Source organism: Silanimonas sp. (assembly GCF_027531545.1).
Lineage (GTDB): Bacteria > Pseudomonadota > Gammaproteobacteria > Xanthomonadales > Xanthomonadaceae > Silanimonas.
The window spans coordinates 280,088-304,848 of the sequence record NZ_JAPZSC010000018.1 but is presented as its reverse complement, the minus strand read 5'-3'; the positions used below and the strand labels follow the sequence as shown (position 1 = coordinate 304,848).

The following is a 24,761-nucleotide window of genomic DNA, read 5'->3' as shown; positions in this document are numbered from 1 at the left end:
AAGACGATGCGTCCATTCAGCCGCCGATGGTGGAGAGGTTGGGAGTGAGGCCGGTTTCGCCTTCGTGCAGACGGTGGCCGATGGCCTTGAGACCGAGCTGAGTGCGCAGCGCCGAGACGAGGCGCGGACGGTCGTCGTCGCACTGCAGCAGCGGACGCAGCGGGATGCCGACGTTGCCGAACAAGCACAGCCGGAGATCGCCGGTGTGGGTAACGCGCAGGCGGTTGCAGCCCGCGCAGAAGTCCTTCGAATACGGCGCGATGACGCCGATGCGGCCAGCGAAGTCGGCGTGCGCGTACTCGCGCGCCGGGCCGGCATCGGTGGCGCGTGGCAGCAGGCGCCAGCCTTCGTCCTGCAACTGTTGCTCGAGGCCGTCGGCGCGCAGGTGGTGGCGCTCGAAGTAGGCGCGGTTGTCGCCGGTCTGCATCAGTTCGATGAAGCGCAGCGTGACCCGGCGCTCGCGCAGGTAGTCGCGCCAGGCCGGCATCTGGTCGTCGTTGAGGTCACGCAGCAGCACGGCATTGAGCTTGATGGCCTTGAAGCCCAGCTCGCGGGCCAGCTCGATGCCGCGCAGGATCTCCGGGAGGCGGTCGTGGCCGGTGATGGTCTGGAAGCGCTCGCGGTCGAGGCAATCCACGCTCACGTTCAGGTTCGTCAACCCGGCTTCGCGCCAGCGCGTCACGCGACGATCGAGCAGGGTGCCGTTCGTGGTCAGGCCGATGGATTCGATGCCGCCGACGGCCGCGGCGCTGGCGATCAGTTCCGGCAGGTCGCGGCGCAGGCTGGGCTCGCCCCCGGTGAGGCGCAGCTTGCGCAGGCCCACGGCGGCGAAGCCGTGCAGCAGGCGGGCGATTTCCTCGCGCGACAGCGGCTCCGGGCGACCCGGGCGGGCTTGGAAGCCGTTGGGCAGGCAATAGGTGCAACGGAAGTTGCACGCCTCGATGACCGACAGGCGCAGGTACGGAAACGTCCGGCCGAACCGGTCCGCCAGCAGCGTCATGTTGTCCGCTCCTTTCCAAACACGGGCGGCGTCACCGTTTCCGATGGCGCCGGGTGGCGAGGCTCCGCCACGGTCGCCAAGCCATGTCTGGGACGAAGGCCGGGCGACTCGGAGTGCAGCGCGAGCTGCCGGCACAGGCTACGGAGTGGCTCCCTCGCCGCGCATTGATCCGGATCAATGCCAGCGCCGATGGGCGGAAGTCGTCGTTCGCTTGACCTGCCTCAGAGCGTCGAGGGCCTCAGGTCAGGACGATGGCCTGCCTCGAGGAGGGCGCATGGACATCCACGATTTCCGCCAGCTGAACCCGCCCGAGCCCCTGAACCGGGCGCTCGCGCTGGCGGATCGCCTGGCGCCGGGCGAGTCCGTCGTGGTGTTGACGCCCTTCTGGCCTGCCCCACTCCTCGAAGCCTTGCGCGACCGGCACATCCTGCGCCACGCCAGAATGCTCCCGGACGGCGGTTGCGAAATCCATCTGGAGGGGGCGAATGGTCCGGATCGCCCCTGACGCCGTCCCGCCGGTCCAGCCATTGCTTGCGCTCGGTGCTTCGGTCATCTGGGCCCAACTGCTCCCGGCGATCGGTTGGTTGGATGCAGACCCTTGGGCCCTTCTGCATGGCCTCATCCTCGGGGTCTTCGGCAATGCCGCTGCCGGAGCCGCCCTGCAGTTCGGGAGTGCGGTCCTAGGATTCCCGCGCCTGTTCCCCACCGCGGGTTGGGTCGCCGTGTTGGTCGTCTTCAATGCCGGCTTGTTGATGATGCTGGCGGGGCCTGCTCTCCAATGGCCCGAAATGCGCGTGATCGGGGCGCCCTGGGTGGTTGCGGCACTTTGGGCGCTGTTCACGCCACTGGTGATCGGGCTTCTGCGTTCTTCCGGCCCGGCGACGGTCCGTGCACCGCTCATGATCGGGTTCGTCGGTCTCGGCGTGGCCGCCCTGCTCGGCGGACTTCGCCTCTTGGGCGAAACGGTGCCGGGAGGTGTTGTCGCGCATCGAACCGTGGGCGTCGCGCTGGGCCTCGGGGGTGTCGTGATCGGCGCATCGCAACTGTTGTTGCCCACGCTCACCGGTGTCGTCTGGCGGAAGGCGCTCCGGCTCGAATGGCCCTTCCGACGGCGGCCGGGACTTGGCCTTGCCTGGCTACTGGGCGGCGGCATGGCCTTGGCAGCGGTGTTGCTGCATTCGCTTTCCATCCGTGGGACAGACGCGATGCTGCCCGCCTTGCTCATTGCTGCTGCGGTCGCCCTCGTCGTGCCGGCCACGGCACTGCCGATCACAGCGTTTCTGCACTGGTGGCGACTGCGCCAACGGGTGCCGAGGGGTCGACAAGTGCCGGGCATGGATCGCCTCCTGCCCCCTCGAATCCTCGGCGCTTGGCTCGCGCTTCGCGTGCTTGCCCTTGGCACGTGGGCCATGGCGATGCACTTCCCCGAAGCGCCGAGCGTTCGTCGATGGGCGCTGGGCGCGGAGTCCATCGCGGCGACCGCACTGGTGATCGCCTTCCTGTTCCCCGCTTGGCGTGCCCGGCGGTTCCGCGCCACTGCCCCATCTTTCGAGTCGTCATGAAACGGTCCGACCTGCCCCTCGTCTATTCCTGCTCCGGTTGCTCCAGTGCCGCCCAGTTGGCCAACCGCCTCGCTTTGATGCTCGATCGCGACGGCGAAGCCGAGATGTCCTGCATCGCCGGGGTGGGTGGCGGCGTGCCCGGCCTGGTGAAGACCGCGCGCAGCGGACGGCCGATCCTCGCCTTCGACGGCTGCGTGATGGCCTGTGCGGCCGCCTGCCTCGAACAGGCCGGTGTCGTGGCGCAGCGCCATGTGCTCTTGTCGGACCACGGCATCCGTAAGCTCAAGCACTGCGACCCGGATCCAGACGACGTGCAGCGCCTCTACGAGACCCTCGCCCGGCCCGAGGCGCGGGCCATGCAGCCGAAGGCCGAGGCGGACCGCGTCGATGCCGCCTAGATCGAATGCGCCGCAAGACAGCGGGGAGGTGGCGCCTGTCCTGCAGCTGCGGAAATCCTTCCGCTTCGAAGCCGCGCACCGACTGCCGTACGTCCCCCCAGGCCATCCCTGCGGCGCGATGCATGGGCACTCCTACCGAGTGATCCTGCATTTGCGCGGCCCGCTCGACCCCGTGCTGGGCTGGGTGGTCGACTTCGGCGAGGTGGGCCGCGTCGCCAAGCCGCTCATCGCTTCGCTCGATCACACCTGCCTCAACGACGTTCCCGGACTCGAGAACCCCACCAGCGAGTTGCTGTGTGTCTGGTTGGCTGAGCGCCTGCGCCTCGCTTTGCCCGCCTTGTTCGCCGTCGAGGTCGAAGAGACGGAATCGAGCGGCGCCCGCTATGAATGGTCAACGATCCAGCGCTCAAGAAAGGCGAAGTAGCCGTCCATCACCGGACTGTCGCCGTGCTCGTCGAGCAGGAAGGGATTCATCAGCGTGTGGCGCAGGATCACCAGACGATCGTTGCCTTCGCCGGGCTCGGCCTCCAGCGCGTCCGGTGGCAGGTCGAGCGCTTCGAGCAGGCGCGCGGTGTCGGCATCGCCCATGGCCTCGCGCTTCAGCGTCGTCACCGAGCCAAAGTACTCGCCGAGCTGCAGCGGACGCGTGGGGTCGGCGGAGAGCGCGCGCTGCAGGGCGCGGACGAAGCGGTTGGCGTCGGCCAGACGCGCATTGCCGCGCGGGTTGAAGGCGAGGCAGACCAGGTTGCTGTCCGGGTGGAAGGGCACGAGGGCCTGTACGCGTCCGGCCACGCGCTGGCAGAAGGCCTCGGCTTTGGCGACGAAGACTTCGGTGGCGCGCAGGCTCAGGGCCTGCAGTTCGCCGAAGTGGCTGGCATCGAGCGGCAGGACGCGATGGGTCACGTAGACCGCCGCGGCATTCGCCCCCGCTTTCGAACCCTCCGGGATGTAGCGCCCGAGGCTGCGATGGCGGGCGAAGAAATCGCCGCCGTCGTCCGGCTGGAACACGTAGTCGGCACCTTCGGCGAGCACGTCGATGGCACGCTGGTCACGGCACAGGAAGGCGCCGGCGCCGTAGGGCAGGTAGCCGAGCTTGTGCGGGTCGATGGTGATGCTGTCGATGCGATGCAGGGCCTCGATGGCCGCCTGCACGTGCGGGGCCGGGAAGGCCGCGAAGCCCTCGGCCACGGCCGCGCGCGAGCGCAGCGCGCCGTCGGCCTCGCGGAACAGCGAGGCGAGGTAGCCGCCCCAAGCCGCATCGACATGCACGGCGAAGCCTTGCCCGCGGGCGGTGCAGCGATCACGCAGGTCGAGCAGGCCACTGATCGGGTCGATGGTGCCGAACTCGGTGCTGCCGAGCACACCCACCGCCATCAGCACCGGTTCGCCGGCGGCGTGGCAGGCGTCGAGTGCGTCGGACAGCGCGTCGAGATCGAGGCGCATGGCTTTTCCGGGGATCAGGCGCAGCTGGTCGCGGCCGAGGCCGAGCAGCTTGCAGCCCTTGCTCCACGAGTAATGCGCCGTGCTCGGTGCGAACACCGCCGGCGCGCGCAAGCCGGAATGGCGGGCGAAGAAGCCGGCAAGGCCGAGCTGTTCGAGCCTCTGCGCTTCCACGCGTCCGGACCATTCGCGGGCCTCTTTCGCCGGTAAGGCATCGCGCCACTGCTTCCAAGCAGTCCATAGCGCGACGCTGGCCGCTGGCGCGAGCTGGAACGCCGCGCTCGCGGTGTCCGGCACACCCGGCAATGGCACGCTCGCCGCTTGGAGAGCCACCGGAAACGCCTTCAGCGCCAGCGCCAGCCGCAGGCCCTGCACGTTGGCCAACGTGCCGCCCGAGGTGAGGTGGCCGAAAGCGCAGTCCTCGCGCGTTGGGTCGGCGACGAAACCGATCATTGCCGCCAGCTGCAGCCCGGCCTTGAGCTCCATGTCGATGGTCACCGGCGCCGATTCCGCCGAGACGTTGTTCGGGTTGTAAGGCAGTGCGAGCATCTGCGCGGCGAGGCCTGGGATCAGCAGATCGCTGACCATGTGGCCGATGTAGCGCGGGCTGTGGAAGGGAACGCTGCGCTTCAGCGCGGCCGACAACCCGTGCAGCTCGCGGCGCATCCTCGATTCGAAAGCGAGGAACTTCGGCAGCCGGTTCGCGCCGGTGGGAATGACCGGGACGTCCTCGGGGTGCAGGTTGCGCCGCCAGTAGACGTGGTCACGCAGGAACTCAACCGTCAGTGACTCCAACAACTGGTCGTTCTCGCCATAGGGCCCGATAAAGCAGGCGTTGAGCTCGCGATCGATGTCCATGCGCTCAGCCCGGCTTGCCATCAGCGCGCGGCACTAGATAGATCCACGCACTCTTCAGCACCCAAGGAAGGAAAACCAGCAGCCAGCCGACGGCGCTGGCCTGCCACCACGTCATCGGCTGCGCGCTGAACTCCGCTCCCAAGCGAATCAGTGCCACGGCATTCATGCCAACGAATGAAAAGCCCGCCACACGCCCCAGCACCAAGGGGCGGCCGGAGTGCCCCGCAGTCACGCGTGTCACCATGGCCACGAGCAGCGTGCCGAAGCAGCCCACCGCAAGGGCATGCAGCGGCATGCGGCCGAGCGCATCACCGAGGCCGAGGATCGGCGCCAGCGCATCCCATGCGTACAGGGCCATGGCCACTGGCCACCACGCGAGGCCGACAAACAGCACCATCAACAGCGGTGGCGCTTTTCCGCGCGGCCACCAGCGCCAGAGCACGACCGCGCCGAGCCCGGCCAGCGCGAGGTCGGCGACGCCGCGGAGCGCATTCCAGCCCACGATCGGTGCCACGAGGTGGATCAGTGTGAGCGCCCACAGCGCGCCCAGCACCCACATCGGCCGCCACGGCACATAGCCCTTGACCACGTTGCCGGCGAAGAACGGGAACACGCGGTGCGCCACCGTCGCGTAGATCGGCATCAGGAAGCCGACGCCACCGATCACCGCCATGAAGTGCAGCCATAGCGGCGAGCCGCCGTGCAGCCACACGCCGAAAGAGAGCACGCCGCACAGGCCGACCAGCAGTGCCGCGAAGGCTGAGCGCGCATGCCAATCGCCCATCCGCGCCTCGCGCAGCCAGCCGGCGAGCACGGCCATCGCGCCCAGCCATCCGGCCAGCGTATTCAGCCAGCCGAAGTGCAGCAGCAGGCTGGAACCGGTGAACGCCGCCGCCAGCGTGGCGGCCTGCCCCAGCAGCAGCCCGAGGCCGACCGGAAGGTAGTGCCAGCGCTTCGCCTCGCCGAGGCCCATCCAGCGCGGGAAGACCGTGAGCAGGAAGCCGAAGATGAAGGCCGGCAGCACCTGGTACTGCATCAGGAAGCCGTGCAGCCAGGTGGCCGGCAAGCCCTCGAGCGCGGCCTCCGACCAGCCCATCAGGTGGGCCAGCCACCAGGCCATCGCCGCCAGCACATTCGTGGCACCGATGAAGAATAGAAGGCGATGCGGGGCATCGACGAGGGCGAAGCGCATCGGCGCGGGCATCACGGTGGCCATGGCGGGGCCTGCAAGCGGAGGAGGGCGCCAGCCTCGCGCGTCGCCGCCGCTCACGCCCTGATGTGGGTCAATCCGACGGCGGTCGCAGCCCGTCCACGGCCCGCAGGTAGGCGGCATTGCCGCCGGTGATGCGCGCCGTCCCCGCCCATTGCTGCAGCGAGACGATGTGCGGCACGAGGGCGTCGTACGTGGTGGCGCTCTCCACGGCGTCCACGAGCCACGCGCAGGCGTCGCGCAAGGCCCGCACCGAGGCCCGCGATTCCTCGGTCAGGGATAGCAGGCCGGCGTACAGCCCGGGATCGCCCGAGAGCAGGCGCATCCCCATCGCGAGGTCGAGGCCAAAGGTCGGCGTCGCGCAGGCGTCGAGGGCGTCGAGCGATGCGCCTCCGCGGGCGAGCACGGTGAGTTGGGCCAGATGGGCCGCATGGCCGAGTGCCTGCACCTGCGCGGCGCGGCGGTCGTGTTCGCGCGCGTCCAGCGGCACGAGGGTGGCGCGGGTGGCCGTCAGGAAGGCCGTTGTCCAGGGCCGCCAGACCTTGAGCCGCTCTTCGCACACCACCAGCCGCTGTCCGGCAAGATGCGGCAGCGCAGGCGGTGCGCACATCGGGTGCAGGCCCAGCACCTCCGCGCCCGAGGCTTGCATCGCCGCCACCGGGGCGGCCTTGATCGAGGTGAGGTCCATCCAAAGTTGTCGTTCCGCGCGCTCACGTGCCAGCGCTGCAAATCGGCCGATCACCTCGACGGTCGTCGCCACTGGCGCGCTGAACACCACCACGTCGGCCCAGTGCGCGAGCGCTGCCAACGCCATACTCGACGTATCAGCGGGGTCGTAGCCGCGGACCTCGGCGGCCAGTGCGGGATTCGCCGCGAAGAAGCCACCGAGCCAGCGGCCGTAGCGGCCAGCCGAGCCGATGATCGCGACACGCGCCTGTGGGCAAGAGCTCGATTCCGCCTGATCGCTCATGGTGTCAAGGTCGGCGGTTATGCGAGAGGTAGGCCCAGCAGCACGCACTGACGGGCCAGTTCCTTGTCCGTTTCGCGGATGTGGTGCACCAGCCACGAGCCGAGGAAATCCATGAAGTGGGAACAGACGTCGGGCGGCAGGTTTTCGACCATGTCGAGCACCCCCTGAACCGTCTCGAGGAAACGCTGGTGTCCCTTGATATGGCGATCGCGGTGTCCCGCATCCATGCCCGGATGAGCGAGGAGCTGCTCTTCGAAGCTGAAGTGTTGTCGCGCAAACGCGTCAAGCGCCTCGATTCGCCGACGGACCTCTGCTTTCGGCAATGCATCGTCGGCCAAGGCGCGCCAACTGTCGGCGAGCAGCTCGATCAATCGCTGATGGTCCTCATCAATGCCGGCGTGCCCGGTGGCGAAAGACTCGCGCCACGCCGGGCACGCCGTTCGGGCCTTGGCACGTGCGGGCCATGAGGCATTGGAGAGGCCGAGAAGGCGCATGGGCATGGCCAGTGATCGCGTCGAGGGGTGCCATTGAGCGCCCGCTCGAGTGGAGGCGCATTGACAGGCGTCAACAGCAGGCGCGGTCTACAGCGCCCATTCCAGTTGCAGCCACAGCTTCCGGGTGTCGCGGGCGAAGCCGTCGCTCTGGTAGTCGGCGAGTTTCGCCAAGGCAACAAGGCCCGGACGCAGCGTGAGGGCGAGCGACGCATCCCATTCCGTGCCGTAATCGGCGCCGCGGTCCGACTGGAAGTCGTGGCCCATCACCTGCCAGGTCGCGGCCTTGCCGGCCACCGTGAATCCGCCCTGCGCCGAGACGTAGCGGTCTTCGAGGCCGTTGATCGGCGTCGTCGCGAACTTGTCGGCCCACCCATTGAAAGCGTGCAGGGTGGCGAGGGGTGTCTGGAACGCCCGGCCGTCACCGGCCCCCAGCCGTTCGAAGCCCGCCTTGAACACCAGCGGGCCGCGCTCGAGCCGCGGCTCCACCAGCGCGTAGCCGGTGCGACCGCCAACGGCGTCGGCCCACGGCTGCTGCGTGGCGCCTTCGAGCGTGAGCCCGAACTTCCACGCCGGGTTCAGTGCCCACGCGCTGGACCAGCGAAGTCCCAGCGTGCGGGTGGACGCAGCGGCCACGTCCTGATCCTCCACCCAGTAGCCGTAGGCCGCCACGCTGCCCCCCGGCAAGGTGCGCGCCACGCGCAGCAGACGGCCGTCGAGGTCGCGCTCACGGGCGAGCCGGTCGCGGGCGTTGTCGCCGGGGGAGCGTTGCACGGCGTCGAGATAATAGGCCTGGACGTCCCATGCAGCCGAGGGCTTCCATTGCGCTTGGACGGCATCGAAGGTCTGCATGTTCTGGCGCCATGCCCCGTTGCCGAGGAATCGGGCATTGTCGAGCACAATCATCTGACGCCCGATTCGGGTGCCGAAAGCCGTGCTGCGCCAGTCGAGCCAAGCCTGGTTGATCTCGACAGCGCGCGCGTCGATGACCGCTGGGTAGGCCGTCTCGCCATTGGCGCCGGAGTTGAAGCGGTCGTTGAGCTCGGCAACGCCCTCGCCTTCCAGCTGCGCCGTCCATCCGCCGCCGAAGGCGAAGGTGTAGCCCGCGCGCACGCGTGCCGTGTGGGCATCAGCGTCACGGGCGAAAGCATCGTCGTCCACGCCCTCGTAGCGGTAGCGCAGGTTGACGGTCCAAGGCTTTGGCGCTGCGCTCGGAGGCGCTGGCGTGGCCGCAGACGTTACCGGGGCGACACCGGGCTGGGCTGCGATCGCGGCCGAACAGGCAAGAGGAAGGGCAAGCGCTATGGCAATGGCGAGGCGATGCACGAGAGACTCCTTGGGGTTCATTCGGTGCGCATCTTCCTGCCACGGCTTCCGGAAACGCCTTGCCGCAGATCAAGCGGATCGTTGATTGGCTGGCGGCCGAGCCATACTTCCACCATGGTTGCCCCTAAATCCCCGTCCATCGAACCCACCGCAGTGCAGCGTCAAGGCTTGGCTGCGCTTCATCCAGGAAACTTCGCTCTGGTGATGGCAAGCGCCATCCTCGCGCAAGGCTTTCATCTGCACGCACTGCCCAAAGTGGGACGATTTCTCGACGCGTTTGCGCTTTTCGCGTTTGTCGTCCTGATGGCCCTCTCGCTGGCGCGGGTCGTGTTTGCGTCGTCGGCCGTTCGCGACGACCTCACCAATCCGCGCCTGGTGTTCGGCTTTTTCACCCTCGTCGCGGCGGCATCGCTGGTCGGACAGATCGCGCTCGGTCACGGGCAGGCGCCGGTTGCGATGGGGCTATGGGCTTTCGCCTTCGTGGTCTGGTGCCTGCTGCTCTACCTCGCCTTCGCGGTGCTCACCTTCCTCACTCACGAGCACAACGTGAATATCGTGCACGGCGGTTGGCTGATCGCCATCGTGGGCACGCAATCGCTGGTGGTGCTGGGCGCGCGCCTCGTGCCTGAGCTCGGTGAGTACGGGCGCTACATGCAGGTGGAGGTGCACATGCTGTGGGGGCTCGGGCTGTGCCTCTATGGCATCTTCGTGACGCTATTCTGCTACCGCATCTTCTTCCTGCGTCTCGCACCGGACGACGTCGGGCCGCTGCTCTGGGTGGTCATGGGTGCGGCCGCGATTTCCGCCAATGCCGGCACGGCGCTGATCGCGCTGGAGACACCGCTGCCTTTCCTCGCAGCGCAGCGCCCCTTCGTCGATGGCGTGACGATGATGATCTGGGCGTGGGCGACGTGGTGGATTCCCCTGCTCACGCTGTTCGGCGTGTGGAAGCACGGGATCAATCGGCGCCCGCTGCGCTATGAACCGATCATGTGGAGTCTGGTGTTCCCGCTCGGCATGTACGCCGTGGCCAGCGCACGGCTTGGCTTGGCCGCCGACTTCGAGCCGCTGGGATGGATCTCGACGCTGGTCTTGGCAGGCGGCAGCCTGGCTTGGGTGGTGGTGATGATGGGTTTGCTACGGCGGTTGGGCCGCCGCCCTTGGCGTCCTCGCATTGCGCCGGAGAATTAGGCGACTACCGCAAGGATCACGGCGGACGCCTTGAACAGCGCGGTCACGACATCGCCTTCCTTCAGCGCGAGGGCTTGCGCGCTCGCCAACGTGATGCTGGCGACAAGGTGACCACCGTTCGGCATCTCGAGGACAACCTCCGTGCTCACAGCGCCCGTGATGATCCGACGGACGGGGCCGGTAATCTGGTTACGCGCCGAGAACCTCGCCTGTGCGTCCGCGGACGCCAGGATGATCGACGATGCCTTGACGAGGGCAAATACCTCCGCACCGATCCCGAGGCCAAGTGCTTCTCGGCTGCTGCGGGTGATCGTGGCGACGACTCGCTGTTGGCCGCCGATATCGATCTCGATTTCGTCCTCAAGGGCGCCCTCGACAACGGCCAGAACACGCCCGGGAAGCTGGTTTCTGGCGCTGGTCTTCATGGAAGTCCTTCGAGAGAGCAGTGCTTCGTCGGCGATGCCTGCGGCATCCCGATCGAGGGTTTCGATGAAACGCCGATGCTCGCGCTCGATCAGACGAAACGCCTTGACCAGTCCGTGGCCTTGATCAGTGAGCCGCGTGCCGCCACCGCCGCGTCCTCCGACGGCTTTCGCGACCAGTGGAGAGCCCGCCAAGACGTTCATGGTCTCCACGGCGTCCCATGCGGACTTGTAGCCCCAGCCCATCATCTTCGCGGCGCGTGAGATCGAGCCCAGCTCATCGATCTTCAAAAGAAGCTCGATCCGTTGGCGGTCGGCCACCATGTCCTCGCCCGCGCTTATCCAGAGCGCTCCTCGAAGCGAGAACGGCCGCGTCATGATGGTCATTGGAATTCCAGAAGCCTGCGCGCAACGCTAGGCGTCAGCCGCCACTTCGGAAATGATGTGGGTCAAGAGGGCTGCTCATGCGCGTCGCGTGCTCTTCGCACCCTCGCTTCCCGACATCGCAATCAGGCGTTGGCGGTCGAGAACCGTCAGGTGCCGCCCTTGAACGCCGAGGATTCCTGCATCGCGCAACGAGGAGAAGGTGCGACTGACGGTTTCGATGGTAAGGCACAGGTAGCTCGCGAGATCGGTTCTGCCCATCGCCAGATGGATCGACGCCTCTTCCTTTCCAGAGATCCGTTCGGCGCGCTGAAGAAGGCCGACCAGAAACAGCGCGACGCGCTCGTCGGCCTGTCGCATGGCGAGGAGCTCGACATGTTCCTGTTGATCAGCCAGGCAGGAGCCTGCCGCTTGCAGGAGGTGGTGCTGGAACTCCGGCTGTCGGCTGGCCGCCGTTTCCAGTGCCGACAGCGGGATCTCGCAAATGATGGCGGGCTCCATCGCAAAGGCATCCGCACGAAAGTGCATCCCTGCAATCGCTTCCAATCCCATGAGTTCGCCAGGGAAGTGGAAACCGAGGACCTGCAACCTCCCATCCGCCGCCAACGTTTCCGTTTTGAAGACGCCAGCCTGAGAAACGAACAGAGACCGGACCCTCTGGCCCTGCTCGTAAAGCCGCTCACCAGCGCTCAATGATCGCCGGGGGAGCACGTGGTCCGACATCCGCTCTACGTCGTCGGGCCTGACGATGGCGGGCCTGCACATCGGCTTGAGCACGCAATCCGAACAAGCGCGCTGCTCGAGCAGGGTCTGGAAGAGGCGCGGTTCCATCCGATGGGGCGAAGGCTTGGCGTGGCGCCCAACCTTGCGCAACAGCGCTATTCCTTTCCACCTCTACGCTCGTGTGAAGGCCGGCCCTCGGCCGCGCAACCAGCCAGTTGGACCGTGGCGGCGCCGAGTGCCTCGACGTCCTCGGGATCGTGGGTGACCAGCAGCATGGGAATGTCGAGCCGGCGCTGCAACGCATCCAACTCGCCGCGGAGTTCGCGTCGTAATCCGTGGTCGAGAGCCGCGAAAGGCTCGTCCAGCAGGAGGGCGTCCGGTGCTCGGACGAGGGCACGGGCCACGGCGGTCCGTTGCTTCTGGCCACCCGACAGCTGATGCGGGAACTGGTGCGCGCTGGCGGTGAGGTCCAAACGCTGAAGCCAGTCTTCCACCCGGGCATCACGTTGGTGACGGGTCGGGTTCAAAGGGCCTGTGGAGAGTCCAAAGCTGACGTTTTGCCGCACGTTGAGGTGTGGAAACAGCGCGTAGTCTTGGAACACCACGCCCAGCCGCCGGTCCCGAGGCGGCACGTCGAGGCCGGCCGTTGAATCGAAGAGCGTCCTGCCGCCCAGACGCACGTGGCCGCTATCCGGGCGCACTACGCCTGCGATGGCCTGCAGAAGCAGGGTCTTTCCGGAACCGGAGGGCCCGAAGATGACGAGCCGAGTGGCAGCACTCTGAAACGATACGTCGAGTCGGAAGCGACGCGAGCCGGCCTGCAAGCTGGCACGGAGTGCGACGTCGATCCTTGGTGCCGTGTCGATCACGCCTTCCCCCTCGAGGTGTTCGCACGAAGTCGTCCTGCGGCGAGCAGCACCGCCAAGCACACCACCGTCATGACCACGACGAGGAACAGGGCGCGCCCATCCTGTCCGGCCTGAACCGCCTCGTAGATGGCTGCCGAGAGGGTCTGGGTCTGACCGGGGATGCTACCGGCCACCATCAGGGTGGCGCCGAACTCCCCCATGGCCCGGGCGAACGCGAGCAGCAATCCAGCGAGGATCGCCGGCCAAGCCAGGGGGAGTGTCACGCGCAGAAACACGGCCCAGTCCGGCAATCCGAGCGTTCGTGCAGCCGCCTCCACCCGATGGTCCACGCCCTCGAACGCGGTTCGCGCGGGCTTGAAGACCAGTGGGAGCGTAACCACGGTCGCGGCAATCACTGCGGCCTGCCAAGTGAAGACCAACTGCACATCGAAGGCCGCATCGAGCCAGCCACCCAGCGCGCTTCGGCGCGAAATCAGCACCAGCAGGTAGTAGCCGAGAACGGTGGGGGGCAGCACCATCGGGAGGGTCAGCAGGGTGTCCAGCAGTTCGCGGCCCGGGAAGCGACCGCGCGCAAGGAGGTAGCCCAGAGCCGTCCCCAGCACGAGGGTGATGCCGCTGGCCCAGAGCGAAACCTTGAGCGATAGCGCGAGGGCCGGCCATGCGGCAGCGAACTCGTTCATCGAGCACCGTTCACGGCGGGAGGAATCCGTGGCGCCGCAGGATGGCTTGGCCCTCGGCGGATCGCACGAATTCCACAAAGGCGCGGGCCGCCCCTGGCTCGCGGCTGTCCGCCACGGGCGCGATCGGGTAGCGAATCGGCGTCTTCACGCGAACGGTGAAGGCGAGCTTCACACGTCCCGGTTGCAAGGGGAGATCCGTGGCATAGACAAAGGCGGCGTCGACTTCGCCACGGGCGACGTAGTCCAAAGCCTGCCGCACGTTTTGTGCAGGGACAAGGCGGGGAGCAAGGGCTTCCCAAAGCCGGGCGGTCTGAAGCGCTTCGCGGGCATAGCGCCCTGCCGGCACCGCGTCCGGCTGGCCGATCGCGATGCGGCGGACGGTCGGCTCCGCCAGCGCCGTCAGGCTGGCGGGAATGGCCTGGGTGTCGGCTGGGACCGCGACCACCAGCGCATTGCCAGCTATGTCGTGCCGCTGGCGGGCGTCAACCAATCCGTCCGCAGCGGCCCGGTCCATCGTTTCGCTGTCTGCGGCGGCGAAGACATCCACTGGCGCTCCTGCCCTGATCTGCTGCAACAGGGCGCCTGATCCCCCGATATTCAGGCGGATCTCGTGTCCGGGGTGGGCGGCCTCGAAGCGCTCCGCGATTTCGGTGAAAGCTTCCCCTAGGCTGGCCGCCGCCGAAATCGTCAGTTCGGCGGCGCACACCGTCGACATGGGCAGGCAGAGCAGAAAGCTCAGGATCTTCAAGCGTTGGCGGTGGGACACGGCGATCCCGTTAGGTCCGGTGAGGCGCAACGGTAAGTCGCCCCTCCGGACTCTGACTATGACGCAGGTCAAAGGGCGGGGGCGGTCCACCCTTACCGCCAATTAGGGCGTTCATCGCCGTTTGGAACATTGTTTTGGGTCGATTCCCGGCCAACGTGCCTAGGTTTGGAACTTTCTTTCGGCATTTGGAACTTTCTTTCGGCCCGCCATCCCACAAGGCCTCCACCGCGCCTCGGGCTATAATTCCGAGTCTTTGCTCGAACGCCCCCGAGGCCCTGCCGATGTCCGCCGTCCTGCCCTCCGCCACGGACCGTTCCACCGCGTCTTCCGCCATCGTCGATGGCGAGTACACGCTCGACCACAAGTACACCCGCTCGGAAGGTCGCATCTACCTGTCGGGCGTGCAGGCGCTGGTGCGCCTGCCGCTGATGCAGCAGATGCGCGACCGCGCCGCGCAGCTGAACACGGCTGGCTTCATCTCGGGCTACCGCGGTTCGCCGCTGGGTGGCTTCGACCTCGAGCTGTGGAAGGCGCGCAAGCACCTCGCCGCGTCGGGCATCCAGTTCCAGCCGGGTATCAACGAGGACCTCGGCGCGACGATGGTCTGGGGCAGCCAGCAGACCAACCTGTGGCCGGGCGCGAAGTACGACGGCGTGTTCGGCATGTGGTACGGCAAGGGCCCGGGCGTCGACCGCTGCGGCGACGTGTTCAAGCACGGCAATGCCGCCGGCACGAACAAGAACGGTGGCGTGCTGGTGCTCGCCGCCGACGACCACGCCTGCCGCAGCTCGACGCTGCCGCACGGTTCGGAAGGCGAATTCGTCAGCGCAATGATGCCGGTGCTGAACCCGGCCGGCGTGCAGGACATCCTCGACATGGGCCTGCTCGGCTGGGCCATGAGCCGCTACACGGGCCGCTGGGTGGGCTTCAAGACGATCGCCGAGACGGTGGAATCGTCGGCCTCGGTGAACGTCAATCCGCACCAGCTCGACATCGTCATCCCGACCGACCTCGAGCTGCCGCCGGGCGGCCTCAACATCCGTTGGCCGGATCCGCCGCTCGACCAGGAAATGCGCCTGCACCAGTACGCGGTGAAGGCTGCGCACGCGTTCGCACGCGCCAACAAGCTCGACAAGATCATCTACGACTCGCCGCGCGCGCGGCTGGGCATCGTCACCGCCGGCAAGAGCTACCTCGACGTGCTGCAGGCGCTCGAGTACCTCGGCATCGACCACAAGGACGCCGAGGCCATCGGCATCCGCGTCTACAAGGTCGGCATGACCTGGCCGCTGGAGCCGCAGGGCTTGCGCAACTTCGCCCGCGGCCTCGAGGACATCGTGGTCGTCGAGGAGAAGCACGCCTTCATCGAAGCGCAGATGAAGGAGCAGTTCTACAACTTCGACGGCCAGCGCCCGAGCATCGTCGGCAAGTACGACGAGAGCGGCGAGTGGATCCTGCCGAGCACCAGCGAACTCACGCCGGCGCGCATCGCCCGCGTCATCGCCAAGCGCCTGAACCGCTTCTTCAATTCGGAAGCCATCACCGCGCGCCTGAAGTGGATCGCCGAGAAGGAGCAGGAGCTCGCCCTGCCGCGCCCGCTGTTCCCGCGCGTGCCGACCTACTGCTCGGGCTGCCCGCACAACACCAGCACCCAGGTGCCGGAAGGCCACCGCGCGCTGGGCGGCATCGGCTGCCACTACATGGTCACGTGGATGGACCGCCGCACCGACACCTTCACCCAGATGGGTGGCGAAGGTGCGACGTGGTGTGGGCAGGCGCCCTTCGTGGAGACGCCGCACGTCTTCCAGAACCTCGGTGACGGCACCTACTTCCACTCCGGCTCGCTGGCGATCCGCCAGGCGGTGTCGGCCAAGGTCAACATCACCTACAAGATCCTCTACAACGACGCCGTCGCCATGACCGGCGGCCAGCCGGTGGACGGCACGCTCACCGTGCCGGACATCGCGCGGCAGATGCGCGCCGAAGGCATCCAGACCATCGTCGTCGTCAGCGACGACATCGAGAAGTGGTCCGACCCGTCGATCTTCCCGGACGGCGTGCAGTTCTACGATCGCGCTGAACTCGACGACGTGCACAAGAAGCTGTCGGAAGTGAAGGGCGCTTCGATCCTGATCTACGACCAGACCTGCGCGGCCGAGAAGCGCCGCCGCCGCAAGCGCAAGCTGATGGTCGACCCGCCGAAGCGCGTCGTCATCAACTCGCTGGTCTGCGAAGGCTGCGGCGATTGCTCGGTGAAGTCGGCCTGCGTCTCGGTGCTGCCGAAGGAAACCGAGTTCGGCCGCAAACGCGAGATCGACCAGAGCGGCTGCAACAAGGACTTCAGCTGCGTGCGCGGCTTCTGCCCGAGCTTCGTCTCGGTGGTTGACGCGCCGCTGCGCAAGAAGAAGCCGAAGGCCAAGATCGACTTCAGCGCGCTGCCGATGCCGAACGTCCGCTCCAGCCTCGAGCAGCCCTGGAACATCCTGCTCACCGGCGTGGGCGGCACCGGCGTCGTCACCATCGGCGCATTGCTTGGGATGGCGGCCCATTTGGAAGGCAAGGGCACCTCGGTGCTCGACCAGACTGGCCTCGCGCAGAAGGGCGGCGCGGTCACCACGCACATCCGCATCGGCAAGAACCCGGCCGAGCTGCACGCCGTGCGCATCGCCGCGGGCGAGGCCGACCTCGTGCTCGGCTGCGACATGGTCGTCGTCAACGACTACTGGTCGCTGTCGAAGATCCGCGCCGACCGCACCGAAGTCGTGCTGAACACCTATGAGGCGATGCCGTCCTCGTTCCTGAAAGCACCGGACCTGCAGTTCCCGGCCGAGGCGATCATCGAGACGGTGCGCACCAGCCTCGGCGGCCGTGCGCCGTTCACGGTGGAGGCGAACAAGCTCGCCACCGCGCTCTGCGGCGACGCCATCGCCACCAACCTGTTCATGCTCGGCTACGCCTGGCAGCTGGGCCTGGTGCCGGTGACCTTCGAATCGCTGATGCGCGCGGTCGAGCTCAACGGCGCCGCCGTCGAGATGAACAAGCAGGCCTTCGGCTGGGGCCGCCTCGCGGCCATCGACATCGACAAGGTGATCGAAGCGGCGGATGCCGTGCCCGCGCAGCGCAGCGGCACCGCCGACGCGCTGGACGACGAGACGCTGTCGCTGACGCTGGACGAGACCATCGCCCGCCGCGTCGCCTTCCTCACCGACTACCAGAACGCCGCCTACGCGAAGCGCTACAGCGACCTCGTCGCCGAAGTGCGCGCGGCGGAGAGCGCGAAGACGCCGGGCAAGGATGCGCTGTCGAGTTCGGTCGCCCGCTACGCCTTCAAGCTGATGGCCTACAAGGACGAGTACGAAGTCGCCCGCCTGTACACCTCGGGCGAGTTCGAGGCGCGCCTGAAGGAACAATTCGAGGACGGCGGTTCGCTTCGCTTCCACCTGGCGCCGCCGCTGCTCTCGAAGAAGGACGCCGACGGCCATCTCGTGAAGAGCGAGTACGGCCCGTGGATCTTCAGCGCCTTCAAGGTGCTGAAGCACCTGAAGTTCCTTCGCGGCACGGCGCTTGACCCGGTGGGCCACACCGAGGAGCGGAAGATGGAACGCCGCCTGCGCGACGAGTACGTGCAGACGATCCTCGAGCTGCTGCCGAAGCTGTCGGCGGAGAACCACGCGCTCGCCGTCGAGATCGCCGAGGTGCCGGAGCACATCCGCGGCTTCGGCCACGTCAAGGAGCGCCACGTCGAGAAGGCCGAGACGCTGCGCGCCGAACTGCTGCGGCGCTGGGCCAAGCCGGGCATCGCTATTGGCCTCGTAACGTGACCGCCGCGGCGCGGGTGCTGCGAGAGCCGGTGCATCTGGAGGCCAGCCTGAACCTGTTGACGCAGGCGACGGTGCCGCGCTTCTTCGGCTGGTTCAAGGGCCGGCACCGGCTCGCCCTGCCTGCCCTGAGCGGGCCGCTCGAGCCGATGGCGGCGGGGTCGATCGACGACGATGCCTTCGCGCAGTTCGATGTCACGCGACTCCGGGGCAGGGAAGGCCAGGCGCTGTTCGATACCTACATCGAACAGCTCAGGGCGCTGCGTGCGCGGACGCCGGATGTTCGCGCTGCCAGCTGGTGGCCGCTGGTGCAGGACTACAGCCTCGCGATCGGGCTCGATCTCGGGGGCGGCAAGCGCGTCTGGGTGCCGGTTTTCGCGCGCGAGGCCGCCATGCTCGGACGGACGCTCGACGCCATCGAAGGGCTGCGCGCGGGCGAAACCCTCGTCATCTTCGACGAGACGGACGAGTCCTGGGCGGCCTCACCCTTGGCACAGATCGGCCTTTACTGTGCCGTCGGGCGGGACGGTGTCATTCTCCGCTTCAACGACCTCGATGCCGAGACTGACGAGGCGATGGACGTCACGCACGAGGCGCGACTCGACTATCGGGCGTTCGTGGAGTCGCTCGTGCCCTCGGCACGCGCACTGCTCGGCATGCTGGGCCGCGTTTCCGAGGCGCTTGGCGTGGACGCGGGCGCGGCGCAGCCGAGCGTCTCGGGGTCGGTCGGGCAGGGCACGTAACGCTCGCGCAAGCGCAGCAGCCAGCCGTCAGCCACCATGGCATCGATCGCACGGTCCACCGCCCCTGCCTTCGCTGCCCCGAGATGGCGACCCACCATGACGCGCGACGGCTCGTCGGAGAAGATGAAGACCTGCTTCAGCGGGACGCGCCCGGACATGTCGGCCTGGTAACTCAAAGCACTCAGCTCATCGATGAAAAAACCATCGAGGCGGTCGCTCGCCAACATCTGCCAGCCGATCTTCGGTTCAAGGATGGGACGGAGCCGCGCGGCGAACGCGGGATCGCGCGAGAGCGCCACGTGCTCAGGCCCGTAATTGGCCCCGGCCTGGATCCCGATCCTGAGCTCCGTTGCGGCGAGCGCGGAGAGATCGTCGACATCGACCGTCGCAGCCAGCTCGGCGCGAAGCACCAGCACGTTGCGCGTGGCATTGATCGCACGTGTGAAATAGGCGAAGCGATCGCGCTCCGGACTCTGCACGGCGCCGGCGATCAGGTCGATCCTGCCGGCCCTCATTTCTGCAACGCCGCGCGCCCAGTTCATTTCCCGAAAGCGCACCTCGCAACCGGTACGGCGCCCCAGCTCGGTGAGAAGCTCCGCAAGATAGCCCGTCGGTGGCTGCCCCTCACGTGCTAGCCAGTAAGGAGGCAGGGGGTTCCAGCGCGTGGTGAGGACACAAGGATTGCGCGGCCCCGGCTCCGCGGAAGCCGGTGCGCACGCGCAAAGCGCGGCCAGCAGGGCGAATAGAAGGCGCATACCGCTCCAACAAAGCTCCACGCGCGAACCGTAGCACTTCGCCACATCGGGTTTCCGGGAAGAACAGCGCGATTCCGGCCTTCCTCGCGAGGTTCCCGATCAGGGACTCACGCCGCTGACGCTCCCATCGTCGGAATCTGTACGCGCCACGCGGGGAAGTCGAGGCCTCCTCATTCCGACGGCGGCACCGCGGCATCGATGCCGGCTGCTTCCACGCAACCCAACGTCGCCGGATCCGTCGGGCAACCGATGTAGCGCTCGCGCAAGCGTGGCAACCAGCCGTCCGCCACGGTTTCGGCGAGCACCGCGTCGAAACGCTCGGCAAACGCCGCATCGACAGTGCGACGGCTCAATCCTATCAACGCGTGCGCCTCGGCCACCGTCAACACTGCGCGCACCTCACTCGCCTCCGGCTGCATCGGCAGGCCCACCATGCGCGCAAGCACATCGTCGGAAATCAGGCCATCGAGACGGCCGGCGGCCAGCATCTGCCAGGCGGTGCGCTGGTTCGGCACGAAGTACAGACGGGCGCGGAATGCCGGGTCGTCCTTCAGGGCGACGAACGCCGGCCCGTAGGCGGCCGAGGATTCGACGCCGATGGTCAGCGCAGTCGAGCGCAGGTCGGCGAGCGTGCTCAGCGCGGGATAGCGTTGCCGCGCGGCCCCCGACAGGTAGAGAAGATTGGGCGAGAGGTTGATGCTGCGGGTGAAGCGCGCGAATACGTCGCGCTCGGGCGTGTGCATCATGCCCGGCATGATGTCCAGGCGCCCGGCTTCCAGCTCGACGAGCGCGCGCGGCCAACGCATGTCGACCAGACGGGCCTCGCATCCCATCCGGCGCAGGATCTCCACCACGAGGTCGGCGGAGTAGCCGCCTTGGCGTCCATCGGGAAGCCGCAGGTTGTAGGGGGGCTCCGACGGCTCCCAGCGCACCGTCCGGATGCAGGCTTCACGTGCCGGCAGGGCGGTGGCCGCGGCCGATGCGGCGAACAGACAGAGGATCAGGGAGCGGCGCATGGGCTGGAGCATAGCTCGGCGTCCATCCCTCGCTCAGGGCGGAGACGGCGAGGGTTCCACGGCATCGGCCTGGCATCCCAAGGTCAACGGATCCGTCGGACAGGGCACGTAGCGCTCGCGCAATCGCAGCAGCGAGCCGTCGGCGATCATCGATTCGATGGCGGCGTCGAAACGCGCGACGAAGGCCTCGTCATGGTGGCGGCGGCTGAAGGCCACGCGTGCCGGCACCGAGGACAGCACGAGCACCGGACGCGGCGCGTCGCCGGTCGGACGCAGCGGCATGCCCGCGACCAGCGCCGAGGCCTGGTCGGAGATCACGCCATCAACGCGCCCGCTCTCGAGCATCAACCACGCCCGCGCGCGGTCGGGCACCGGATGCAAGCGCGCAGCGAAGCGCGGGTCGACGATCAGGGCCGCGTACTCGGCGCTGTAGTAGGCACCGGTTTCGATGGCGATCTTGAGGTCGGTGTCGCGCAGGTCGGCCAAGCGCGGCAGCGCGGCCCGCCGCGATGCCGCGGCGGTCAGGAAGAGCAGGTTCGGCGACAGGTTGATGCCGCGCGAGAACAGCGCATAGCGGCTGCGTTCGCGGTTGAACAACATGCCGGGCATCAAGTCGAGCTGGCCGTCCTCGAGTTCCTTCAGGCCGCGCGCCCAAGGGCGGGCGACGAGGGTCGAAGAGCAGCCCATCCGGGCGAGCGCTTCCTGGGCCACGTCGGTGTAGTAGCCGGCGCGCTCGCCGTCGGGGCGCACGATCCCGTAGGGCGGCTGGAGCTCCCAGCGCACCGTCTTGCTGCAGGCATCGGCGAACGCAGGGGCCGCGAGGAACAGCATCGCGGCGACAGCGCTCGCGAGGCCCTTCGCGATGTTCGTCCAACCGTTCGGCAACCCCGAACCTCCCCGTGTCGACATGGCGCGCCCGTTCCGGCGCGCGCCCCGATTCTCGCACTCAGGTGAGGGTGAATCGCCCGACCGCGTCACGCAATTCCACCGCCTGCTGCTCCATCGACGCCGCGGCGGCACTGGCCTCCTCGACGAGGGCGGCGTTCTGCTGCGTAGCACCGTCCATCGCGACGATGGTCTGGTTCACCTGGTCGATGCCACGCGCCTGCTCGATCGTGGCCGCGCTGATCTCGGCCATGATGTCGGTGACCTGGCGCACCGAGCGCACGACGATCTCCATCGTCTCGCCGGCGCGGTGCGCGAGCTTCGCGCCCTCGGTGGCTTCGGCCACCGACTCGCCGATGAGGCCATGGATCTCCTTCGCGGCCGCCGTGGCGCGCTGTGCCAGCGCACGCACTTCGCTGGCCACCACGGCGAAGCCGCGGCCCTGCTCGCCGGCACGCGCGGCTTCGACCGCCGCGTTGAGCGCGAGGATGTTGGTCTGGAAGGCGATGCCGTCGATGGTGGTGACGATCTCGCCCACGCGGCGCGAGGTGCCGTCGATGCGGTCCATGGTGCGCACCACGTCCGACACCACGCCACCCGCTTCCCCGGCCACCTTGGCCGCGTCGGCCGAGAGCCTGTTGGCCGTCTGCGCCGCTTCGGCGTTCTGCTTCACCGTGGAGGTGAGCTCCTCCATCGACGCCGCCGTCTCTTCGAGGTTCGCCGCCTGCTGCTCGGTGCGCGCCGACAGATCGGCGTTGCCCTGCGCGATCTCGCCCGCGGCGGTGTTGATCTGGTCGGCCGACTGGCGGATGTCGACCATCAGGCCCTGCAGCGTCTCGACCGTGCGATTGGCGTCGTCGCGCATCTCGGCGAAGACGCCGGAAAGCGCGGCATCGGAGCGGTGCGTGAGGTCGCCTTCGCCAAGCGCATGCAGCACGCCCTTGACCTCGGCGATGCCTTCGAGCGTGCGCTCGAGCAGGGTGTTGAGGTTGCCGGCCAATTCGCGGAAGAAGCCCTCCTTGTCCTCGAGCGCGATGCGCCGGGAGAAATCGCCCCCGGAGGCCGCGGTGACGATCCCCGCGACCTCGCGCTGCATCGCCAGCTCGGCCGTGCAATCGTCCCAGTCGACGGTCGTGCCCATGCGTCGGCCATCGCCGTCGAAGATCGGCGTGGCGACCAGCCGGAAGTCGTGGCCACCGACGCGGATCTGCGCGCGATGCACGCCCCGCAGTTCGCCCAGCAGTTTCGCTTGGTGCTCCGGGCGCACGTGGAACTGGTCGATGGTTTCGCCGACCAGGCGATCCGCCGAAAAGTTCGGGAACACGGTGCGCAGGGCCGACTCCGCGTCCTTCAGGACGCGGATGACGGCGCGGTTGACGAACACGATCCGGCGGCTCTCGTCGGCGATCATGGTGGCGCTCGAAGCGCTGTCGAGGGCGTGCCGCAGGCGGAGGTTCTCGGCCGCCTCGGCGCGTTCGTGCTCGATCTGCGTGCGCAACTGGTCGCGCATGTGGGCGAGCCGGGCCATCAGGCTGGTCGAATCGCCCGGGGCCACGGGGATCGGCGCGTCCAGGCGGCCCGCGGCGATCTCACCCGAGGCCGCCGCAGCGATGGCGGGATCGCCACCGACCGTGCGCAGCAGCACGCGCGTCGTCCACCACACGAGCGTGGACAGCACGAGGAGCCCGGCCGCGAGCAGGCCGCCGATCTGCCAGAGGGCGCTCTTCCGCGCGGCGGTTGCCGCATCCGAGGCTGCGGTGGCCGCCCCCTCGATGGCACCGCTGGTGGCCTCCATGCTGGTGGCCAACTCGTCGTAGGCGGTATCGAAATCGGCCAGGTCAGGGGCGGCATTGCCGCCCTCGACCTCCACCATCAGGCCCTGTGCGGCCGCCACGTAGTGGTCCAAGGCCGGGCGCACCGCCGCCACCGCACTCGCGGTGTCGGCATCGAGTGGCAGAGTGGCGTTCTCGTCGACCACGCGCCGGAACCAAGCCACGTGCTCGTCGAGCCCGGCGCGCGCGCCAGCGAGCTTGCCCTCGTCGCCAAGCGCCCGCGCGTGCAGGGCCTCGTAGACGTCGGCCTTGATGGCGTCATGCATCATGTCCGCCTCGAGCTGGTTGCGCAGGGCCTGCGTGTTGACGGCCTGCCCATCGACGAGGTCGCCGAGGTGCGATTGCACGCGGAGGCTCACCAGGCCAACGACCAGTGCACCGAGGATGCCGCTGACGCCGAGCAGCAGGAGCCGCCCGCGGAAGTTCAATCGAAGGGACATGGCGGCCTCACCAGCGGATGGACAGGCCGGTGGTCAGGCCAAGGTCGGGCGTGCGGTTGTTGAGACCCACCGAACCGGCGAAGTCCCATTGCGTGCTGTTGTTGATGAGGTAGGCGCCGCCGAGGTCAAGCGCGGCCTGCGTTCCGCCGTCGCTGCTGCTCGCGATCTGCGGCATCGCCAGTTCTGCGAAGGTGCGGAAGCGATCGGTCCAGCCCTTGCCGACCACGATGCCGAAGATTCCGGCGGCATAGCGGCCTTCATCGCCGTTGTCGTAGATCACGCCGGGCATCACGCCGAGGCTCATGTCGTTCGGCAGTTCCCACTCCGCCACCAAGCGCAGGGACGGCCGGGCACCGTCGCCACGGAAGGCGCTGGAGCCGGTGTCGAGGTCGACGTGCATCAGCCAGGCCATCGAGGGGCCCCCGTTCTCGCCGCTGCCGGGCACGTGGTACTTCAGGCCCACGGCGAGGTCGGCCACGCCGTCCTCGTCCACCCGCAAACCCGGGCCGCGCAGCTCGGCGTCGATGAGGCCATCGGTCTCGAAGCGCAGCTCCCAATGCTCGGCGAAGCCGTAGCGCAGCAACGTGGGCGTGGAGGACGCGCTGGCCTCGAAGGCACCGTCCTCGTCCTGTTCCCAGGCAACGCTGGTTTCGATCTGCCATCGGCCGAGACCGACGGTCTGGCTCGACTCGACGAAATCCGGACGATCCGTAGCGATCGGGTCGTCGGCCCAGGCCGGACTGGCCGCCATGCCCATGGACAAGATCAGTGCAATCGATTTGTGCGTCATTGGCCCGCTCCCTGTGCTGGTGCCGCCGGCTCCCGCGGCGCGGGAGGGAAAAACCAGGTCCGTCGGGCAGGTCGCGCACAGCGCGTTGCGATGACGGGCGGACCCTGAAATCCGGATCAGGGGGGGGCAAGCGTGAAGAGCATCACACAAAAGCATCGCTGCGTGCACAGGGCGGCGCCCCGAGGCCCGCAC

The 24,761-nt window shown here is 67.9% G+C and carries 22 protein-coding genes, 1 pseudogene and 1 riboswitch; of the genes and pseudogenes, 7 read left to right on the top strand and 16 right to left on the bottom strand.

The window, feature by feature from the left end; translation table 11 throughout:
• Positions 1–16: 16 nt before the first annotated feature.
• Positions 17–1,000, bottom strand: a complete 984-nt coding sequence (moaA, locus tag O9280_RS12635; RefSeq protein WP_298343232.1) for a GTP 3',8-cyclase MoaA — start codon at positions 998–1,000, stop codon at positions 17–19.
• Positions 997–1,126: riboswitch (molybdenum cofactor riboswitch) on the bottom strand. (Overlaps the previous gene by 4 nt.)
• Before the next feature lie 148 nt (positions 1,127–1,274).
• Between moaA and O9280_RS12630 the strand changes: the two genes are divergently transcribed.
• From O9280_RS12630 to O9280_RS12615, 4 genes are read left to right on the top strand one after another with little or no spacing between them, the layout of a single operon-like run.
• A complete protein-coding gene (locus O9280_RS12630; protein WP_298343228.1) occupies positions 1,275–1,505 on the top strand; it encodes a DUF2249 domain-containing protein in 231 nt (76 codons plus the stop codon).
• Positions 1,486–2,562 carry a hypothetical protein gene (locus O9280_RS12625; RefSeq protein ID WP_298343225.1) on the top strand — a complete coding sequence of 359 codons (1,077 nt, stop codon included), beginning with the start codon at positions 1,486–1,488 and terminating at the stop codon, positions 2,560–2,562. The genes O9280_RS12630 and O9280_RS12625 overlap by 20 nt, the downstream gene beginning before the upstream one ends.
• Positions 2,559–2,960 carry a putative zinc-binding protein gene (locus O9280_RS12620; RefSeq protein WP_298343222.1) on the top strand — a complete coding sequence of 134 codons (402 nt, stop codon included), beginning with the start codon at positions 2,559–2,561 and terminating at the stop codon, positions 2,958–2,960. Before O9280_RS12625 ends, O9280_RS12620 begins: the two co-directional genes overlap by 4 nt.
• A 40-nt stretch (positions 2,961–3,000) precedes the next feature.
• Positions 3,001–3,384, top strand: a complete 384-nt coding sequence (locus O9280_RS12615; protein WP_298343365.1) for a 6-carboxytetrahydropterin synthase — start codon at positions 3,001–3,003, stop codon at positions 3,382–3,384.
• Here the strand turns inward: O9280_RS12615 and O9280_RS12610 are convergent.
• From O9280_RS12610 to O9280_RS12590, 5 genes are all read right to left on the bottom strand, one after another.
• Complete coding sequence (locus O9280_RS12610; RefSeq protein WP_298343219.1) at positions 3,342–5,258, bottom strand: pyridoxal-dependent decarboxylase; 1,917 nt, start codon at positions 5,256–5,258, stop codon at positions 3,342–3,344. The two genes, O9280_RS12615 and O9280_RS12610, sit on opposite strands and share 43 nt — an antisense overlap.
• Before the next feature lie 4 nt (positions 5,259–5,262).
• Positions 5,263–6,474: an NnrS family protein gene (locus O9280_RS12605; protein WP_298343216.1), complete on the bottom strand. Its 1,212-nt coding sequence runs from the start codon at positions 6,472–6,474 to the stop codon at positions 5,263–5,265.
• Between the two features lie 67 nt (positions 6,475–6,541).
• Positions 6,542–7,438 carry a prephenate dehydrogenase/arogenate dehydrogenase family protein gene (locus O9280_RS12600; protein ID WP_298343213.1) on the bottom strand — a complete coding sequence of 299 codons (897 nt, stop codon included), beginning with the start codon at positions 7,436–7,438 and terminating at the stop codon, positions 6,542–6,544.
• 17 nt (positions 7,439–7,455) lie between these two features.
• Positions 7,456–7,938 carry a hemerythrin family protein gene (locus O9280_RS12595; protein ID WP_298343210.1) on the bottom strand — a complete coding sequence of 161 codons (483 nt, stop codon included), beginning with the start codon at positions 7,936–7,938 and terminating at the stop codon, positions 7,456–7,458.
• An 81-nt stretch (positions 7,939–8,019) separates the two neighbouring features.
• Positions 8,020–9,276 carry an alginate export family protein gene (locus O9280_RS12590; protein WP_298343207.1) on the bottom strand — a complete coding sequence of 419 codons (1,257 nt, stop codon included), beginning with the start codon at positions 9,274–9,276 and terminating at the stop codon, positions 8,020–8,022.
• Between the two features lie 3 nt (positions 9,277–9,279).
• On the opposite strand from O9280_RS12590, the gene O9280_RS12585 reads away from it, so the two are divergent.
• Positions 9,280–10,446 (top strand): tellurite resistance/C4-dicarboxylate transporter family protein, encoded by a 1,167-nt coding sequence (locus tag O9280_RS12585; protein WP_298343204.1) that lies wholly within the window; start codon positions 9,280–9,282, stop codon positions 10,444–10,446.
• Here the strand turns inward: O9280_RS12585 and O9280_RS12580 are convergent.
• From O9280_RS12580 to modA, 5 genes are all read right to left on the bottom strand, one after another.
• The gene (locus O9280_RS12580; RefSeq protein ID WP_298343201.1) at positions 10,443–11,255 is read right to left on the bottom strand and encodes a TOBE domain-containing protein; all 813 of its coding nucleotides are present in this window, start codon (positions 11,253–11,255) and stop codon (positions 10,443–10,445) included. The two genes, O9280_RS12585 and O9280_RS12580, sit on opposite strands and share 4 nt — an antisense overlap.
• 75 nt (positions 11,256–11,330) lie before the next feature.
• A complete protein-coding gene (locus O9280_RS12575; RefSeq protein WP_298343198.1) occupies positions 11,331–12,083 on the bottom strand; it encodes a helix-turn-helix domain-containing protein in 753 nt (250 codons plus the stop codon).
• 47 nt (positions 12,084–12,130) lie between these two features.
• Positions 12,131–12,844, bottom strand: coding sequence for an ATP-binding cassette domain-containing protein (locus tag O9280_RS12570; RefSeq protein ID WP_298343195.1), 714 nt, complete (start codon positions 12,842–12,844; stop codon positions 12,131–12,133).
• Entirely contained in the window at positions 12,841–13,524 is a 684-nt protein-coding gene (modB, locus tag O9280_RS12565; protein ID WP_298343192.1) for a molybdate ABC transporter permease subunit, read from the bottom strand. The genes O9280_RS12570 and modB overlap by 4 nt, the downstream gene beginning before the upstream one ends.
• 10 nt (positions 13,525–13,534) lie before the next feature.
• Positions 13,535–14,272 carry a molybdate ABC transporter substrate-binding protein gene (gene modA / locus O9280_RS12560; RefSeq protein WP_343228757.1) on the bottom strand — a complete coding sequence of 246 codons (738 nt, stop codon included), beginning with the start codon at positions 14,270–14,272 and terminating at the stop codon, positions 13,535–13,537.
• 299 nt (positions 14,273–14,571) lie between these two features.
• Between modA and O9280_RS12555 the strand changes: the two genes are divergently transcribed.
• Together O9280_RS12555 and O9280_RS12550 are read left to right on the top strand one after the other, a co-directional pair.
• Entirely contained in the window at positions 14,572–18,111 is a 3,540-nt protein-coding gene (locus tag O9280_RS12555) for an indolepyruvate ferredoxin oxidoreductase family protein (RefSeq protein ID WP_298343189.1), read from the top strand.
• Positions 18,108–18,851, top strand: coding sequence for a hypothetical protein (locus O9280_RS12550; RefSeq protein WP_298343186.1), 744 nt, complete (start codon positions 18,108–18,110; stop codon positions 18,849–18,851). The genes O9280_RS12555 and O9280_RS12550 overlap by 4 nt, the downstream gene beginning before the upstream one ends.
• Positions 18,852–18,904: 53 nt before the next feature.
• Here the strand turns inward: O9280_RS12550 and O9280_RS12545 are convergent.
• From O9280_RS12545 to O9280_RS12525, 5 genes and pseudogenes are all read right to left on the bottom strand, one after another.
• Positions 18,905–19,606 (bottom strand): annotated as a pseudogene (locus tag O9280_RS12545) (transporter substrate-binding domain-containing protein); the annotation flags it as partial.
• Between the two features lie 170 nt (positions 19,607–19,776).
• Entirely contained in the window at positions 19,777–20,622 is an 846-nt protein-coding gene (locus O9280_RS12540) for a transporter substrate-binding domain-containing protein (protein ID WP_298343183.1), read from the bottom strand.
• A gap of 33 nt (positions 20,623–20,655) precedes the next feature.
• The gene (locus O9280_RS12535) at positions 20,656–21,531 is read right to left on the bottom strand and encodes a transporter substrate-binding domain-containing protein (RefSeq protein ID WP_298343180.1); all 876 of its coding nucleotides are present in this window, start codon (positions 21,529–21,531) and stop codon (positions 20,656–20,658) included.
• Positions 21,532–21,568: 37 nt separating this feature from the next.
• Entirely contained in the window at positions 21,569–23,779 is a 2,211-nt protein-coding gene (locus O9280_RS12530) for a methyl-accepting chemotaxis protein (protein WP_298343177.1), read from the bottom strand.
• 7 nt (positions 23,780–23,786) lie between these two features.
• Positions 23,787–24,569, bottom strand: coding sequence for a transporter (locus O9280_RS12525; RefSeq protein ID WP_298343173.1), 783 nt, complete (start codon positions 24,567–24,569; stop codon positions 23,787–23,789).
• Positions 24,570–24,761: the final 192 nt, after the last annotated feature.